Source organism: Halorientalis brevis, from assembly GCF_023077655.1.
On sequence record NZ_JALLGV010000007.1, the window covers coordinates 408,195 to 423,505 of the forward strand.

Here is a 15,311-nt window from a genome sequence, read left to right on the forward strand (position 1 = left end):
CTTTCTGCTGCCACCGATACACGGCTCCGTTAAGTACCGCCGCCGTCCGCGAGGGACGCGGGGTCGCGTGGCGGGCGTTCGGTCGGGTCAGTTACGGCTGATGACATATATCGCGGCCAGTCCGCCCAGGCCGATCGCGAACCAGTAACTCGCGACCCGGTAGACCAGCGACACCGCGTAGGCTTCGGCTTCCGTGAGGCCGACGAGGCCGATCAACAGCGCCGTCAGCGCGATCTCGACGCCGCCGAGGCCGCCCGGCGAGGGGACGATGCCGGCGATGGTGCTCGCCGGAACGATGAACAGCACGAGCAGCGGGCCGATGGGGATGCCGACGGTCTGGCCGGCGAAGTACAGCGGGAGGGCGAAAAACACCCACCCGACGTAGGAGAAGGCGAGCGCCCGCACCAGCGCGCGGGGTTCGGCGGCGATGCGGTCGAACGCCGCCCCCAGGTCGTGAATGCGCTCGTGGACGCCCTCGACGCTCAGTTTCGGGGTCCGCCGCGCGACGGGCGCGGCCACGCGCATGAACCCCCTCGCCAGCCGTTCGCGGAACCGCCAGCCGGCTATCGTGAGCGCGGGCACGCCCACCGCGAGAACGAGCAGCCCCATCGCCAGCGGGCGGACAGCTGCCGGGAGGCTCGCCTGCCAGAGCAGCCATCCCATCCCGACCGCCGCGAAGCTAAAGAAGGGCAGCAGGTTCAGCAGGTCCGCCGTGACGACGCTCGCGAGGCTGTCCTCGTAGCTGGCCTCCGTGTCCCGCGAGAGAACGTAGGCGATGAACGGCTCACCGCCGGCCTGGCCAAGCGGCGTCACGTAGTTGGCGAACGTCGCCGCGAAGTACGTGACGACGAGTTTGCGGAACGGTTCGTCGATGCCGGCCACTTCCAGCACGACTTGCCAGGCTTTCCCCCAGGCGACGAGACACAGCGCCGTCGAGACACAGCCAAGCGCCAGCCAGCGCAGCTTCGCGTCGGCGAACGCGCGGCTCAGGTCCTCGGTCCCGATACCGACCGCGACGAGGTAGAGGACGAGCGCCGCGACGACGAACCCCAGCAGGACGCGGACGAGCGTCTTCCTGTCGGCAAAATCCAGGATCGCCCGTCCGTCGGTCGTCACGATCAGTCCCCCTCAGCCGAGATACCCCAGGTCTCGGAGCCTGTCTTTCGCTTCGCCGCCCATGTCGTCGAGCACGTCCTCGTCGTCGACGTCGCTCCACTCGCCGCCGACGTACGACTCGAACTCCGCGAGGACGGCCTCGGTCTCGGCGACGGCCGCGTCGTCGTCCCCAGCCAGGTTCCGTTCCTCGCCGGGGTCCTCGTCGATCCGGTAGGCTTCGTCCGGAATCGTCTGATTGCGGATGTACTTGGCGTCCGGCCGGCGCGCGGCGCGCATCCGCGAGTAGAACCGGGAGTCTCTCTCGAGTTCGATGCCCGCCTCCGCCGCCTTCCCTTCGAGCTGGCGCAACTCGACGACCGGGCGGTGGTACTCGACGAATCCGTACTCGCCGCCCTCGAACTGGCGGTGCTCGTCGCGCAGTAGCGACCGCGTCGCCTCGAGCGACTCCCCGCCGGGCGCAGCCGAGACGTCCGTGGCGTCGAGCACCGTGTGGTAGAGGTCGGTCAGCTCGACGGTCGTCTCGTCGTCGCGGCCCCCATCGAGGTCGGGGTGTTTGACCATGAGCGGGACGTTCACGAGCGGGTCGTAGATACAGAACTCGTGGCCGTAGAGGTCGTGTTCGCCGTGGAGTTCGCCGTGGTCGGCACAGACGACGACCATCGTCTCGTCCCAGACGCCCTGGTTTTTGAGCCAGCCGAAGAGGCGACCGAGCTGGTCGTCGATGTGCTTGATCTCGGCGTCGTACAGACCCGTGATGTCGTCCCACTCGTCGTCGTCGATGTCGCGCGCGCCACAGTTGTACTCCTTGGAGTTCTGGCAGACTTTCGTCGTGTCGATGCGCGGGGCGAACTCCTGCTGGTACTCCTCGGGCGGGTGGTAGGGGAGGTGGGCGTCCATCAGGTTGACGAACTGGAAGAACGGGCCCCGGGACTGGGAGATGAAGTCCATCGTGCTGTCGATGACGGCCGGCGTCTTCGTGTCGCCGCCGCCCTCGGAGGCGAACCGCTCGTGGAACTTGTTGCCCAGCTGGACCAGGCGGTTGGCGACCGCTCGCAGCCGATCGTTGTCGTTCATCTTCTTCCAGGCGTCGGCCAGCGGGCCCGAGAGGAAGTCGCCGGGCATGATCTGGAAGAAGTTGTCCTGGTCGTCGAACCCGTCGGTCAGGTGGGTGTAGGGCGTGATCCAGGCGTTCGAGGAGTAACAGGCCGTGTCGTAGCCGGCCGCGGAGAGCGATTCGGCGAGCGTCGTCGCGTCCTCCAGATAGGGGTTCTCCTGGGTCGCGCCGTGTTCGCTCGGGTACAGGCCCGTGAACATCGAGGCGTGGACTGGGAGCGTCCAGGGCGCGGGGGCGACGGCGTGCTCGTACACCGTCGCCTCTTCGGCGAACGACGCCAGGTTCGGCGTCGTCTCCTTGTCGTACCCGTAGACCGAAAGGTGATCCTTCCGGACCGTATCCATCACGACGAAGAGGACGTTCGACGGCCCGTCGCGTGTCATTACGATACTGGCATCTGTCCACCGGGTTAAAGACCCTGATTTCCGTCGCTTCCCCCCGAAATCTGTCGCCGTCAGGCGGTTCGACAGGGACGGACCGCCGGCTCGGCGGCGGGAAAAAACGGCAAAGTGAAACGGCTCAGAACGGGGCTTCCGGGCCTTCGTCGTCGTCGCTGCTGTCGCCGCCCTCGTGGCCGGGGAAGGAAGGGCTCGCACCGCCGGCCATGCCCTCGTTGCCGCCCATGCCGGTGTCGGCGTGGACCTCTTCGATCTCGGGAATCTCCTTGACCATCCGGGTCTTGATCGCCTGGATCGTCATCGGGGAGATGCCACAGCCCGAGCAGGCGCCGCCGAGCTGGATGGACACCACGCCGTCCTCCCGGTCGAGGTGCTGGATGGCCGCGCTCCCGCCGTGCATCTGGATCTGCGGGAAGTTCCGGCGCAGGAAGTTCGTGACCTCCTCGCGCAGGTCGTCGTCGCTCCGCTCAGATTCCGTGCTCATAGTGAATCCGTCTATGCAGCGGGCACGCTTAGGCTTTTGGACTCACCCAGTCGTCGCCCGCCGAAACCGGGCGATTCAGACCGTCGCCTGGATGATCCCGCTGGTCCGGACGGCGAAGTACAGGACGAACGCGCCGGCCAGCACCCACTGGCCGACCTGGACGTCCCGCCACTCGCCCTGTGCGGCCTTGACGACCGGGTAGGAGATGATGCCCGCGGCGATCCCGTACGCGATCGAGAACGTGAACGGCATCACGAGCACGGTGAGCCCGGCGGGCACGGCGTGACTGAGATCGTCCCACTGGATGTCGACGATGTTGCGAAGCATCAGGACCGCGACGACCACCAGCGCGATGTGTGACGCGTGGAGCGGCACGGCCGCGGCCAGGGGGACGACCGCCAGCGACGCGACGAACAGCAGGGCGACGACCAGCGCCGTCATCCCCGTCCGCCCGCCCTCCTCGACGCCCGAGGAGGACTCGATGTACGTGGTGACCGTCGACGTGCCGATGATGCCGCCCACGGTGGTCCCGATCGCGTCGGCCAACAGCGGTTTGTTGATCTCGGGCAGGTTGCCGTCCTCGTCGAGGAACCCCGCGATCTGGGAGACGCCGGTGAGCGTCCCCGCGGTGTCGAAGAAGTCGACGAAGAAGAACGTGAAGACGATGAGCGCGAACCCCATCGAATCGACGTTCGAGAACCCGCGCATGAACGCGCCGATCAGCGGCGTGATGTCGTAGCCCGCGAGGCTGTAGACGATGTCGGTCTGTCCGCTCAGCGACGCCGGCGTGTAGAGGAACACGCCCTCGGCGACTTCGGACGCGTGCGGGGAGTAGCCCATGGCGTCTGCGGCGTAGCTGATGATCGTCGTCGCGATGATGCCGAGAATGATCGCGCCGCTGACGTCGGCCGCGACGAGCGCGAAGGTGAGGAACAGGCCGATCACGCTGATGATCGCGAGCGGGTCGGTCGCGAACGCCGGGTTGAACTGGACGAACGTCGCCGGGTCGCTCGCGATGACGTGCATCGCCTGGAGGCCGATGATCGCCAGGAACAGCCCGATCCCGGCCCCGACCGCGAACTTCACCGGCTCGGGAACCATGTTGATGACGTACTCGCGCGCGCCGATCACGGTCAGAAACAGGAAGATGACGCCCTCGACGACCACGGCCGCCAGTGCCGTCTCCCACGGAATGCCCAGCGTCAGCACGACCGTGAACGCGAAGAAGGCGTTGAGACCCAGTCCCGGCGCCTGCCCGAAGGGCCTGTTCGCGTGGAAGGCCATGACGAAGGTCGCCACTGCGGCGGAAATGAGCGTCACGACCGCGAGCATCTGTTGGGTCTCGGCGGCCGTCCGCCCGTTGACGTCGATCGCGAGACCGAGGATCGCGGGATTCACGACGACGATGTAGCTCATCGTCAGGAAGGTCGTTATCCCCGCGACGATCTCGGTCCGCATGTCGGTCCCGTGTTCGTCGAACTCGAAGTACCGCGCGAACCACGAACCGCCGCCCTGGCTCGCTGTCGCGCTCCGTTGCCCACTGTCGTCTGCACTCTCACGTGCCATCGGTTACCTCCCTCTCACGAGAGATCAGCCAAGTTGCTGTTGGTTCGAACCTGCGGCGCGACCGTGCGTGGCTCGGTCACGGCGCGGGCCGCCAGACGCCCCGCTCGGCGCGTCGCTGTGCGGTGTATGCCACTCAGTCCGCGATCGAGGCCTCCGCTTCGATCTCGACGACGAGCGCCGGGTCGATCAGTCGCTCGACTTCGACCATCGTGGTCGCTGGCTTGACGTCGCCGAACACCTCGCCGTGGGCGCGGCCGATCTCCTCCCAGGCGTCGATGTCGGTGACGTACATGCGCGTGCGAACGACGTCCTCGACGCTCGCGCCCGCTTCGGCCAGCGCGTCCGCGACGAGGTCGAGCGCGCGCTTGGTCTGTTCGTACGGCCCGGCGTCCAGGGGATCGCCGTCGTCGTCGATCGCGGTCGTGCCCGAGACGTGGACGGCGTCGCCGGCTCTGACCGCCCGCGAGTACCCCACCTCGTCTTCCCAGTCGGTGCCGCTCGAAACCAGTCGCCGTTCCATGTCGGGAGCGCGGCGGCGAGCCAGAAGAAGCTACTGGGGGTCAGCCTTCGAGGCCGAAGACGGCGCGGTGCTCGCGTTCGAGTTCGTCGACGTACCGGTCGAGGATCTCGTCGAACTTCTCCTCGTCGACGACGACGCCCTGCATGCGCTCGTAGGGGTTCTCGGGGAGGTCGATGCGGAACTCGCCGTCACCCTCGTAGAAGGGTTCGCTCTCGTTCAGGACGAACTGGTCGATGGCGTGGATGAGTTCCGAGTCGTAGCGGTCGTTCATCCGGTTGAAGGCGTTCTTGTACGCCTCCTGGAGTTCGGTGAAGTAGTTCGCGTACTTGTCCTCGAACTGCTCGGGATCGAAGTCGGCCATTACCGCGACTGTCGCGGAGTGTGGACAAAAGTCGGACGGTCCCGCGTCAGTGCTCGTCGTCCCGCTCGTCGGTGTCGAACCCCACGCGCCGCGGGATACCGAACCCCTGCTCGGGCAGCGCGAGGAGGTACAGCGCCACTCCGACGACGAACGCGAAGACGACGGCCGCGACGACCGGGAGGAGGACGCGCGAATCGAGGAGGCTCGTGATCGTCACCGACTGCGGGGCGACCGTCGAGAGGACCATGCCGAGAATCAGCATGGTGAACGTGACGCCGAGGGCGAATCCTGCACCGAAGATGAGACGCTCGCGCTCGACCGTCTCGTCGGGATTCGGGTGACTCATGTCACGATCGTAGCGACGCCACTGGCAAAACCCTGCCGGCCACTGTGCAGTGCGGTCGTGTCGAGCCCGGGACGATCGTTCTGGCTGAGTGTGTACTTACTTAGTGCTGCCGTCCCAACGGGAGGTATGCACGATACGATCGTCGTCGGCGCGGGCCTCGGGGGCTTGACCGCGGGGGCGAAACTCGCGACGGCGGGCCAGGACGTGCTCGTCCTGGAGAAACACACGATCCCTGGCGGGTACGCGACGACGTTCCAGCGCGGCGAGTGCGAGTTCGAGGTCAGTCTCCACGAGATCGACGGGCTCGACGAGGGCGACGCGAAACGCGAGGTGTTCGCGGAACTGGGCGTGTTCGACGCGGTGGAGTTCGAACCGGTGCCGAACTACCGGGTGCGACACGGCGACGGCGACGTGACGCTGCCCCACGGGCGCGAGGCGATGGAAGCCGCGCTGGTCGAGGCGTTCCCCGAGGAGGCGGCGGGCATCGAGCGCTTTTTCGACGTGGTCTGTCGCATCCGCGAGGAGATCTCGGAGTTCCCGATGTCGGGCGGGTCGCTGCGGACGCTGCTGACGGCGCCGTTCACCAGTCCGACGCTGCTGCGCTACCGGAAGACGACCCTCGGGGAGTTCCTCGACTCGCTGGTCGACGACGAGCGGCTCAAACTCCTGTTGAGCTTCAACTACGCGTACTACAACGACGACCCGTACACGCTGGCGCTCCCGTTCTTCGCCGCGGGGCAGGGGAGTTACCTGGCGGGCGGGGGGCACTACGTCAAAGGTGGCTCGCAGGCACTCTCGGACCACCTCGCGTCGGTCGTCGAGGACGCCGGCGGGAGCGTCGAACTCGGGCGACTCGTGACGGACATCCTCGTCGAGGACGGCCGCGCGACGGGCGTCCGTCACGAGAAGACGAACACCGGCACGGACGCGCGGACCGATCGGGCACGGACAGTCGTGGCCAACGGTGCCATTCCGAACGTCGCCGAGCACCTGCTGCCCGACCCGCACGGCGCGGACCTCCACGCGGAGATCGGCGACTTCGAGCGGGGACCGTCGCTGACGACGCTGTACCTCGCCTTCGAGACGCCGCTGTGCGAACTGGGGAACGACCACTACTCGACGTTCGTCGTCGACGAGAGCGTCGACGCGCTCAGCGAGACCGCGACGAACTCGCACGCCTCGTTCGGCCGGCGGAGTTTCGCCTTCGTCGACTACAGCCAGGTGGCCGCCGACCTCGCGCCGGAGGGCCAGAGCACCGGGACGGTGGCGACGCTCGATGAGTGGGACAACTGGGCTGGCCTCACCGACGAGGAGTACCGCCAGAAGAAAGCCCACGTGAAAGACGTCCTCCTGCGCCGACTGGACGAGCAGATTCCGGGCGCCGCCGACGCGGTCGCCCACGCCGAACTCGCGACCCCGAAGACGATGCACCGGTACACGCGCAACCCCGGCGGTGCGGTGTACGGGTTCGCCCAGACGCCGTCGCAGTCCCTGCTGAATCGGCAGATTCGCGCACCGGTGTCGGACCTGTACTTCGCGTCCGCCTGGTCGTTCCCCGGCGGCGGGTTCTCCGGCGCGATCCTGAGCGGGTACGGTGCCGCCTCGAACGTCCTGCAGCGCGACTCCCGTGCTGAACCAGCGGCCGCCGACTGAGTCGCCGTGCCCCCCAGCGACCGCGAGTCCGTCGGCTCGCTCGCCGACTCCTCTCTGACCGAATTATCGCCGGCCGATAGAACGCTCTCTAGCTGATAGACTATCTGTCACACGGCGTTCGAAATATCTGGTTGCGATTGGCTGATCGAACACGATACGTTTACCGTCGGCAGTCGGTGAGGTTCGATGATGGCAACCGAGTCGCAGTCGGTGAACGGGTCGCGGAGCTGGCGGTCGGTTGCGACGGTCGCGGGCTGGCAGACGACTGCGAGCCTCTGTTACTACACGATCTTCGCCGCGACCGGGTTCCTGCGCGACGCGTTTTCCCTGTCCGAATCGCTCGTCGGCGTCTTCCTCACGGCGGCCATGCTCGGGTACACGCTCATGCTCTTTCCGAGCGGCGCGGCCGTCGACGGCCTCGGCGAGAAACGACTGATGACCGTCGGGCTCGCTAGCCTCGCCGTCGCGGCCGTCGGCGTGTCGCTGGCGCCCACGTTCCTCACGCTGCTCGGCGCCGGCGCGATCCTCGGGGCGGCGTACTCGACGGCGATGCCGGCCTCGAACCGCGCGATCGTCGCCAGCTCGCCCGCCGGACGCCAGGGCCTCGCCATGGGGCTGAAACAGGTCGGCGTCACCGCCGGCAGCGGTGCGGCCTCGCTCCTCGTGACTGGGATCGCCGCCGTCGCCGCCTGGCAGTTCGGCTTCTGGGTCATCGCGCTGCTGGCCGGTGGCTACGCGCTCGTCTTCGCGACGCTCTACGAGGGCTCGCGCGGGAGCGGCGAGTTCTCGCTGCCGGACCTCTCGGGCCTCCGCGCCAACCGGGCCTACGTCCTGCTCGTCGCCGCCGGCCTGTTCATCGGTGCCTCGATCTTCTCGATGCTTGGCTACACCGTCCTCTACGTCGACGACGTCGTCGGTGCGAGCGCCGCTGCGGGCGGGCTCGTGCTCGCGGTGACCCAGGTCACGGGCAGCGTCGGCCGGATCGGCGCCGGCAACCTCGCCGATCGACTCGGCGGGGCGACGGGGGCGGCCACCGTCGCGCTCGGCCAGATGGCGCTCGGGGCCGTCCTCTTTGCCCTCATCGCCACGCGCGCCTGGTCCCTGCCGGTCGCCGTCGTGCTCTTCGCGGGACTGGGCCTCTCGGTCCACGGTGCGACCGGCGTCTTCTATTCGTGTCTCTCCGCGCTCGTCGACGCCGACGACATCGGCGGAGCGACCGCCGGCGGGCAAACCGCGATCAACGTCGGCGGCCTGCTCGCGCCGCCGCTGTTCGGCCTGCTCGTCGAGACGAGCGGGTACAGCGTCGGGTGGGCCCTGCTCGCAGGCACGACGCTCTTCGCGGCGGTCTTGCTCCTGGCAGTTCGGCTGCGGACGTGACGAGGCGCTTCGACCGCACGGACGTTATGTGTCTCGACGCCGACAGCCACGTATGGCTATCGTCGCAGAGATCCTGCTCGCAGATCGGACGCTGCCGCTCGCCGACCTCGCGCGGTCGCTTCCGAGCGGGGAAATCTCGCTCTCGCACTCGGTGCCGCTCGACGACGACGATCGGGACCTGTTCATGGTGAGCGTCGCCGACGGGTCGCGTGCGGCGTTCGACCGCGAACTCCACGGCCAACCCGAGGTCTGCGATTCGACGACCATCGGGAAAACAGGAGACGGCTGGTTCTACCAGGTGTTCGTCGATAGCGACGCGTTACCGTTCGACGCCTGCGACCCGGAGCAGTTCGAGGGCGCGCTCATGGACGCGACGGTCACCGGCGACGGCTGGCGAGAGCGGAAGGTGTTCGCCGACTACGACGCGTTCAACATGTTCCGCGAGCGGTGCGCCGTCAACGACCTGCCACTGGAGTTACTGAACATCGCCTCGGACCCCGACAACCCCGACGAACGTGCCCAGTTCGGACTCACTGACCGGCAGTACACGGCGCTCTCGCTCGCGCTTTCGAGCGGCTACTACGACTCACCGCGGCGCACGTCGACCGAGGACCTCGCCGACGAACTCGGCATCTCCGCTGCGTCCGCGTCCGACCTCCTCCGGCGCGCCGAACACCAACTCATCAGCCAGACCCTCGGTCCGGAGCCCTACTTAAACACGCTTACAGGCTAGCATGCAACTCTCCTCTTCGACGCCAGTACTGACGAGTGATGTCAGAGACAGCTGATTCGACGAGCGACGAGCGGAACGCAGCACCACTCGCCGACTCGGTCGCGATCGTGACCGGCGCGTCTTCCGGGATCGGGGAGGCGACCGCCGAAGCCCTCGCCGAAGAAGGCGCGACTGTGGTCCTCGCGGCCCGTCGCGTCGACGAACTCGAAGCGCTCGCCGACCGGATCGAGTCAGCGGGCGGCGAGACGCTCGTCGTCCCGACCGACGTCACCGACGAGGACGACGTCGACTCGCTGGTCGAGACGGTCACCGACGAGTTCGGTCGCATCGACGTTCTCGTGAACAACGCCGGCGTGATGCTGCTGGAACCGCTCGAACGCGCCGACCGCTCGAACCTCCGCCAGATGGTCGAGGTCAACCTCCTCGGGCTGATGGACCTCACCCACGCCGTGCTGCCGATCATGCAGGACCAGGACGGCGGTCACATCGTCAACGTCTCCTCGGTCGCCGGTCGCAAGACCATGGCGAACGCGAGCGGGTACAACGCGACGAAGTTCGGCGTCAACGCCTTTACCGACGCCCTTCGACAGGAGGTCACGACCCAGAACGTCCGCACGACGATCATCGAACCCGGTGCGGTCGATACCGAACTCGCGAGCCACGTCCCCGACGAACAGGTTCTCGAACAACTCAGTGAACTGTACACTGAATCGCTCGACCCCGAGGACATCGCTCGTGCGATCGTGTACGCGACCACCCAACCCGAGCACGTGAGCGTCAACGAACTCATGATCCGGCCGACCGGGCAGGTCTAATCCTGAGCGACGCCGGTGCTCGATTGCACTTCCCGACGGGACGACACCGCCGAGTCACGGGGCAGACCGCCTGCCGCGCGTGGCCGGCAGTGGCGACGAGCTGTACTGCAAGGGCTCGCCCTCTGGATCGCCGTCGCGCTCGGGTTGATTCTGATCCCAGCCGGCCATCCGCTGCAGATCGCGGTCCTCGTCGCCGGCATCTACGGCGCTGTGCTCCTCCCACTGGCCGCGTATCCGTATCTCCGACACCGAACGGCAGCGGACGAGCGTCCGTTGCCAGCGCTTCTCTCGCGAGATCGCCTCACGGCAGCCTTTGCTCGCTGGCGTGATTTGGGTCGGTGTGCTCTCCGAGCGGGACCGCTCCGACGGTGCGGCTGCGACCCGTGACTTCGATCTCTTTGGGGTCCCGCCCGAGCGCCGTGCCTCCGCTCGCGCCGACCATGCAATTCTATATCGCGACATGCGATTCATTGGCTAATTCTCCCCGATCTCTCCTGACTGCCGTCTGTGGCCGCAAGAAAGGCCGAAGCCTACGATTCGCGCTCTTCGATGCCCTCGCCACTGCGACCCTCGCCGCCAGCGAAGCGATCTGCACCCTCCCGTGCGGTGTCGAGCGCCCGCGAGCCGTGCCAGGCTTCGATCTTCAGTCCCTGGTCGAGCGGTTCGCTGAGGCCGTCGTACACCGCGGCGCGGTCGGTTCGGACGGTCTCCTGCGGGAACGAGGCGATCTGCTCCCCCATCTCGACGGCTGCGTCGAGAGCGTCGCCCTCCTCGGTGACGCGGTTGCCCAGTCCCCACTCCTCGGCGGTCTCGGCGTCCAGCGCGCGCCCGGTCAAAATCAGTTCCAGCGCACGCCCGAGGCCCACGACCCGGGGGAGCGCTGGGTGCCCCCGTCGACCAGCGGGACGCCGAACCGCGGCTCGAAACAGCCGAACTCGGCCGTTTCGCTCGCCACCCGGAGGTCACACCACAGCACCAGCTCGATGCCGCCGGCCACGCAGTGGCCTTCGATCGCCGCGATGGTGGGTTTCGAGACCTCCATCCGGGAAAAACCGTGGTAACCCTCGGGGTCGTCTGTCAGATCCATCGCCTTCAGGTCTGCCCCGGCCGAGAAGGTACCGTTCGCGCCCGTGAGGACGGCGACCGCGGCCTCTTCGTCGTCGAAGCGCTTCCAGGCCTTTCTGAGCGCGAGCGCCGTCTCCCTGTCGATCGCGTTCCGTCGGTCCGGGCGGTCGACCGTGACGACGGCTACCGGCCCGCGTCGGTCGGATTCGACCATGAGCTTCGTTCACAACAACCACGGAATAGGCGGTGCCTGGCTCGACGCTGTTGATCCCCTCGTCTCTCGATACGACGTCGAAAGCGCACTGAGACCGCCGATTCTGGCTGTCGACTCGTAGCTGCCACCGTTCTCAGTAAACTGCTGGGCGCTATACAGAATCCTGCCGTGCTGCCTAACTCTGTTCTGCCAGTCCGCGCTCGAGTGGGCGGCTGGCGTTCGATTTCGGCCGGTCGGGGCGTTCGCTCTCCAGCTCCAGCGTCGCAGCGTCCAGAACTGTTTTGCACGGTGACGCGCAACTGCTGGTATGGCGATTCCCGACTGGACGTGGGAGTCAGCGCCTGCCGACGCCCTCGCCGGGCAGTCGCTGCAGTCGGCACCGCTCGAACCGGTCTCGGAGACGTTCGCGGCGCTCTCGGACGCGACCCGTCTCGAAATCCTCCTCGCGCTCGCGCGTGCAGACACGCCCGTAGCGTACTCGACGCTCCGGAACGCCACGGACGTCGACGACAAGGGCCAGTTCAACTATCACGTCCGCCAGTTGCGCGGTGAGTTCCTCGAACAGGGCGAGGACGGGTACGCCCTGACCGAGGCTGGCCGTGGAATCGTTCGGACTGTTCTGACTGATCCCGAACTGCTCGGCGATCGACCTGACTGAGCTGGGGCCGACGTTTCCGCGCCGAAGGAGAAATCTGCTTCTCCGAGTACTTACAGGTCTGGCACCGCTCTAGCTGTCTCGATGTCGATTGTGTGCCGAGACTGGCGCTCGCGAGGTGACCAGTCGTGAGTACGGACGTTCGCGACCCGTCGGAGCGCCCGGCGGGGGACGACCAGTCGGTCCGATTCTCGTGGGCCGGCATCCGAGACGGCTACCTGCAGTGCGTACCGGTCGCGCTGGGCGTCGCCGGCTACGGCGTCGTCTTCGGGGTGTTGGCCCGCGACGCCGGCCTCAGCGTGGCCGAAGCGACGCTGATGAGTGCGACGGTCCTGGCCGGGGCGGCCCAGCTCGTCGCGATGGAGCTGTGGGCCGATCCGGTGCCCGTCGCGGCCGTGGTCGTCACGACGCTGGTCGTGAACCTCCGGTACGTCCTGATGGGGGCCGCGCTGCGGCCGTGGTTCCAGTCGCTCTCGCCCCGGCAGGCCTACGGGAGCGTGTTCTTCACGGCCGACGAGAACTGGGCGCTCACCATGGGTGAACTGCAGTCGGGCAGCCGCCAGGGCGCGTTCCTCCTGGGGAGCGGCCTCGCCATCTGGTCGTTCTGGGTGGTCGCGACCGTCGTCGGCGCGACTGCCGGCAGCGTGATCGACGACCCCGCGCGGTACGGCCTGGACTTCGCCCTCACGGCCGTCTTCCTCACGATCGCGGTCGAACTCTGGGACGGCCGATCGTCGCTGGCGCCCTGGGTGGCTGCCGGCGCCGTCGCGGTGGCAACGAATCGAGTGCTCCCGGGCCGCTGGTACATCCTCTGTGGCGGACTCGTGGGCGCGCTCGTGGTGGTGGTCCGGTATGAGTGACCTTCTCGACCCGGTGACCGTGGGGGTCATCCTCGCGATGGCCAGCGTGACGTACCTGACGAAAGCCGGCGGGCTGTGGCTGCTCGGGCGCGTGGACCTCTCGGCACGGGCCGAGGCAGGGTTAGAGGCGCTCCCAGGGGCGGTCGTCGTCTCCATTCTCGCGCCGTCGGTCGTAACAGCCGGCCCACCGACGTGGCTCGCGGCCGGCGTGGTCGTCCTGGTCGCCTGGCGCACCGAGAACGTCCTGGCTGCCCTGCTCGTCGGTGTCAGCGCGCTACTCCTCCTGCGGGGGCCACCGCTCTGAACCGCCGTCTGTCCGATTTCGGCGAGTTGCTGACGGCTACCGCTCTTTTTTGCGTCTCGACCCGGTCCGCCGACGCGTCGGCGCTAAACGCGATACCGCTATATCAAATGGGGGCGATCGAGGGCGGCGAAGCTTCTGCCTGGACTGCGTCAGACCCGCTGAAGCAGCGTCTCAGCCGAGTTGCTCGCCGACGATGCCGTCGGCGTGCTCGATGAACTCCTGCTCGCGACCCGCGGGGATGGTCGCGCCGGCGGCGACGTTGTGGCCGCCACCGCCGCCGTCGACCGCGGCACTGGCCTCGCCCATCACGACCGAGAGGTCCAGTCCCTTCCCGACCAGACGGCCGGTCCCGCGGGCCGATACCTTCGTCTCCTCGTCGTTCTTCCGAGCGAAGGCGATGATCGGCACGTCCGGGTCGACCCCGTCCACGCCGACGGCCATCCCGGCCACGATGCCCACGATCGTCTCCCGGACGGCGTCGCCGGCGTCGAACCACTGGAGGTTGTCCTCGCGGGTGACGCCCTGTTCTTTGACCCATTCGAGCCCCTCCGAGAGGTTCCGCCGGTGGTTCTGCAGGAGTCGCCGCGCCCGCTCGAGCCCGGCCTCGCGGTCGCCGAGACACACTGCCAGGCCCACGTCCGCGCGCTCGTAGCGGGCCGTCGCGTTCAGCAAGGTCGAGAACTCGCTTGCGTCCCGGAGTTCCGTCCCCTCGGGTTCGGCCGTCAGGGTGTAGGTCGTCCCGACCAGCCCGTCGATCTTGTCCGCCGGGACGCCGCGCTTGACCGCGCGCTGGACCAGCGAACTGGCGACGGTCTGGCGCTCGTCGTCGGTTAGGTCGACCCAGCGCCGCCACTCGCCGTTGTCCTTCAGGTCGAGCCCGAGGCCGTCGAGGAACTTGATCGACCCGGCCTCGTCGTTCGAGATGCCTGGAATCCCGATCTCGCTGGCGTACTCGAGGAGTTTGGGGAGCGGCCGCGTCTGTTTCCCGTACAGCGAGAGGTCCGTCCCCTCTGTGACGACGCCCGCCGCGACGCCTTCCTCGACGATCTTCTCGTTCGTGCCGACCAGTTCTCCCTCGACTGCCTGCATGTCGCCGACGGCACCGACGATCGCCAGCGCCGCCAGATCGCGGTTGTCGGCGTCCGCGGGTTCGAGTGCCCGAGCGAGGACGTAGCTCGCGCCCGCGCCGGAGAGCTCCGAGGCGCCGTCGATACCCTCTAGCAGGGGATTGAGGTGGAACGCCGTGTCCGCGTCGGCCGGCTGGTGGTGGTCGGCGATGACGGGGATGAAGTCGCCGGCGGCCTCGTGTTCGCTAATGGCGTCGAGCTGGCCGCTCCCGAAGTCCGTAAAGAGGACCGTGTCGTACTCGCGGGCGGCGATCGACGCGATCTCGGTCGGGTCGAGCTGTTTCTTGAACACGACCTCGAACGGAATTCCGGCGCGTTCGAGCGCCGTCGCCGCGATGGCGGCGCTGGTCAACCCGTCTGCGTCGATGTGCGAGGCGAGCAACACGGAATCGGCTGCCCTGAGGTGATCGGCACACGCCGCGGCGCGATCGTCGAGGGCTGGCACTGGTCCGGCCATCATGCGTTTGCTATCGCGGTCTCTGGTTTAAACCTCTGGTTGCCCCGCGCCGTCTCCGAGACGCCGAGATCTGCCGTTCGGCCGGCTCACGGGCTTCACTCCGGGGATAACGTTCGAGCGTGCGGCGACTGTCGCCGACGCGACAG

Annotated in this window: 15 protein-coding genes and 1 pseudogene; 7 read left to right on the plus strand and 9 right to left on the minus strand. The window is 67.6% G+C overall.

Annotated elements, in window-relative coordinates; translation table 11 throughout:
• Positions 1 to 87: 87 nt before the first annotated feature.
• The 7 genes from MU553_RS17550 to MU553_RS17580 all read right to left on the minus strand — a co-directional run bounded on the left by MU553_RS17550 (position 88) and on the right by MU553_RS17580 (position 5,905).
• Positions 88 to 1,116, minus strand: a complete 1,029-nt coding sequence (locus MU553_RS17550; RefSeq protein WP_247379957.1) for a lysylphosphatidylglycerol synthase transmembrane domain-containing protein — start codon at positions 1,114 to 1,116, stop codon at positions 88 to 90.
• 12 nt (positions 1,117 to 1,128) lie between these two features.
• Positions 1,129 to 2,613: a sulfatase gene (locus MU553_RS17555; RefSeq protein WP_247379960.1), complete on the minus strand. Its 1,485-nt coding sequence runs from the start codon at positions 2,611 to 2,613 to the stop codon at positions 1,129 to 1,131.
• Positions 2,614 to 2,749: 136 nt separating this feature from the next.
• The gene (locus MU553_RS17560; RefSeq protein WP_247379963.1) at positions 2,750 to 3,112 is read right to left on the minus strand and encodes a NifU family protein; all 363 of its coding nucleotides are present in this window, start codon (positions 3,110 to 3,112) and stop codon (positions 2,750 to 2,752) included.
• Between the two features lie 75 nt (positions 3,113 to 3,187).
• Positions 3,188 to 4,570 (minus strand): NCS2 family permease, encoded by a 1,383-nt coding sequence (locus MU553_RS17565; protein ID WP_247380117.1) that lies wholly within the window; start codon positions 4,568 to 4,570, stop codon positions 3,188 to 3,190.
• Positions 4,571 to 4,811: 241 nt separating this feature from the next.
• Positions 4,812 to 5,198, minus strand: a complete 387-nt coding sequence (locus MU553_RS17570; RefSeq protein WP_247379966.1) for a RidA family protein — start codon at positions 5,196 to 5,198, stop codon at positions 4,812 to 4,814.
• A gap of 40 nt (positions 5,199 to 5,238) precedes the next feature.
• Positions 5,239 to 5,559, minus strand: a complete 321-nt coding sequence (locus MU553_RS17575; RefSeq protein WP_247379969.1) for a DUF5783 family protein — start codon at positions 5,557 to 5,559, stop codon at positions 5,239 to 5,241.
• Between the two features lie 46 nt (positions 5,560 to 5,605).
• On the minus strand, positions 5,606 to 5,905 hold the full coding sequence (locus tag MU553_RS17580) for a hypothetical protein (protein ID WP_247379973.1): 300 nt from the start codon (positions 5,903 to 5,905) through the stop codon (positions 5,606 to 5,608).
• A gap of 126 nt (positions 5,906 to 6,031) precedes the next feature.
• Here MU553_RS17580 and MU553_RS17585 point away from each other — a divergent pair, with 126 nt between their 5' ends.
• From MU553_RS17585 to MU553_RS17600, 4 genes are all read left to right on the plus strand, one after another.
• Complete coding sequence (locus tag MU553_RS17585) at positions 6,032 to 7,558, plus strand: phytoene desaturase family protein (RefSeq protein WP_247379976.1); 1,527 nt, start codon at positions 6,032 to 6,034, stop codon at positions 7,556 to 7,558.
• Positions 7,559 to 7,744: 186 nt separating this feature from the next.
• Positions 7,745 to 8,935, plus strand: coding sequence for an MFS transporter (locus tag MU553_RS17590; protein ID WP_428222017.1), 1,191 nt, complete (start codon positions 7,745 to 7,747; stop codon positions 8,933 to 8,935).
• Between the two features lie 52 nt (positions 8,936 to 8,987).
• A complete protein-coding gene (locus MU553_RS17595; RefSeq protein WP_247379980.1) occupies positions 8,988 to 9,668 on the plus strand; it encodes a helix-turn-helix domain-containing protein in 681 nt (226 codons plus the stop codon).
• A gap of 38 nt (positions 9,669 to 9,706) precedes the next feature.
• On the plus strand, positions 9,707 to 10,483 hold the full coding sequence (locus MU553_RS17600; protein WP_247379982.1) for an SDR family NAD(P)-dependent oxidoreductase: 777 nt from the start codon (positions 9,707 to 9,709) through the stop codon (positions 10,481 to 10,483).
• Positions 10,484 to 11,013: 530 nt separating this feature from the next.
• Here MU553_RS17600 and MU553_RS23885 read toward each other — a convergent pair.
• Positions 11,014 to 11,762 (minus strand): annotated as a pseudogene (locus tag MU553_RS23885) (crotonase/enoyl-CoA hydratase family protein).
• A 307-nt stretch (positions 11,763 to 12,069) separates the two neighbouring features.
• Between MU553_RS23885 and MU553_RS17615 the strand changes: the two are divergent.
• From MU553_RS17615 to MU553_RS17625, 3 genes are all read left to right on the plus strand, one after another.
• Positions 12,070 to 12,420: a winged helix-turn-helix domain-containing protein gene (locus tag MU553_RS17615; protein ID WP_247379989.1), complete on the plus strand. Its 351-nt coding sequence runs from the start codon at positions 12,070 to 12,072 to the stop codon at positions 12,418 to 12,420.
• Positions 12,421 to 12,545: 125 nt separating this feature from the next.
• A complete protein-coding gene (locus MU553_RS17620) occupies positions 12,546 to 13,277 on the plus strand; it encodes an AzlC family ABC transporter permease (protein WP_247379991.1) in 732 nt (243 codons plus the stop codon).
• Positions 13,270 to 13,581, plus strand: coding sequence for an AzlD family protein (locus MU553_RS17625; protein ID WP_247379994.1), 312 nt, complete (start codon positions 13,270 to 13,272; stop codon positions 13,579 to 13,581). The genes MU553_RS17620 and MU553_RS17625 overlap by 8 nt, the downstream gene beginning before the upstream one ends.
• Positions 13,582 to 13,752: 171 nt before the next feature.
• Here the strand turns inward: MU553_RS17625 and recJ are convergent, their stop codons facing one another.
• Positions 13,753 to 15,165, minus strand: coding sequence for a RecJ family nuclease (gene recJ / locus MU553_RS17630; protein WP_247380120.1), 1,413 nt, complete (start codon positions 15,163 to 15,165; stop codon positions 13,753 to 13,755).
• Positions 15,166 to 15,311 lie beyond the last annotated feature (146 nt).

Excerpts from the sequence above, each read along its gene's own strand:
- MU553_RS17585 (WP_247379976.1), top strand. The coding sequence starts at position 6,032 with ATGCACGATACGATCGTCGTCGGCGCGGGCCTCGGGGGCTTGACCGCG.
- MU553_RS17560 (WP_247379963.1), bottom strand. The coding sequence starts at position 3,112 with ATGAGCACGGAATCTGAGCGGAGCGACGACGACCTGCGCGAGGAGGTC.
- recJ (WP_247380120.1), bottom strand. The coding sequence starts at position 15,165 with ATGGCCGGACCAGTGCCAGCCCTCGACGATCGCGCCGCGGCGTGTGCC.
- MU553_RS17575 (WP_247379969.1), bottom strand. The coding sequence starts at position 5,559 with ATGGCCGACTTCGATCCCGAGCAGTTCGAGGACAAGTACGCGAACTAC.
- MU553_RS17555 (WP_247379960.1), bottom strand. The coding sequence starts at position 2,613 with ATGACACGCGACGGGCCGTCGAACGTCCTCTTCGTCGTGATGGATACG.
- MU553_RS17600 (WP_247379982.1), top strand. The coding sequence starts at position 9,707 with ATGTCAGAGACAGCTGATTCGACGAGCGACGAGCGGAACGCAGCACCA.
- MU553_RS17570 (WP_247379966.1), bottom strand. The coding sequence starts at position 5,198 with ATGGAACGGCGACTGGTTTCGAGCGGCACCGACTGGGAAGACGAGGTG.
- MU553_RS17565 (WP_247380117.1), bottom strand. The coding sequence starts at position 4,570 with ATGCGGACCGAGATCGTCGCGGGGATAACGACCTTCCTGACGATGAGC.
- MU553_RS17590 (WP_428222017.1), top strand. The coding sequence starts at position 7,745 with ATGATGGCAACCGAGTCGCAGTCGGTGAACGGGTCGCGGAGCTGGCGG.
- MU553_RS17625 (WP_247379994.1), top strand. The coding sequence starts at position 13,270 with ATGAGTGACCTTCTCGACCCGGTGACCGTGGGGGTCATCCTCGCGATG.
- MU553_RS17580 (WP_247379973.1), bottom strand. The coding sequence starts at position 5,905 with ATGAGTCACCCGAATCCCGACGAGACGGTCGAGCGCGAGCGTCTCATC.
- MU553_RS17595 (WP_247379980.1), top strand. The coding sequence starts at position 8,988 with ATGGCTATCGTCGCAGAGATCCTGCTCGCAGATCGGACGCTGCCGCTC.
- MU553_RS17615 (WP_247379989.1), top strand. The coding sequence starts at position 12,070 with ATGGCGATTCCCGACTGGACGTGGGAGTCAGCGCCTGCCGACGCCCTC.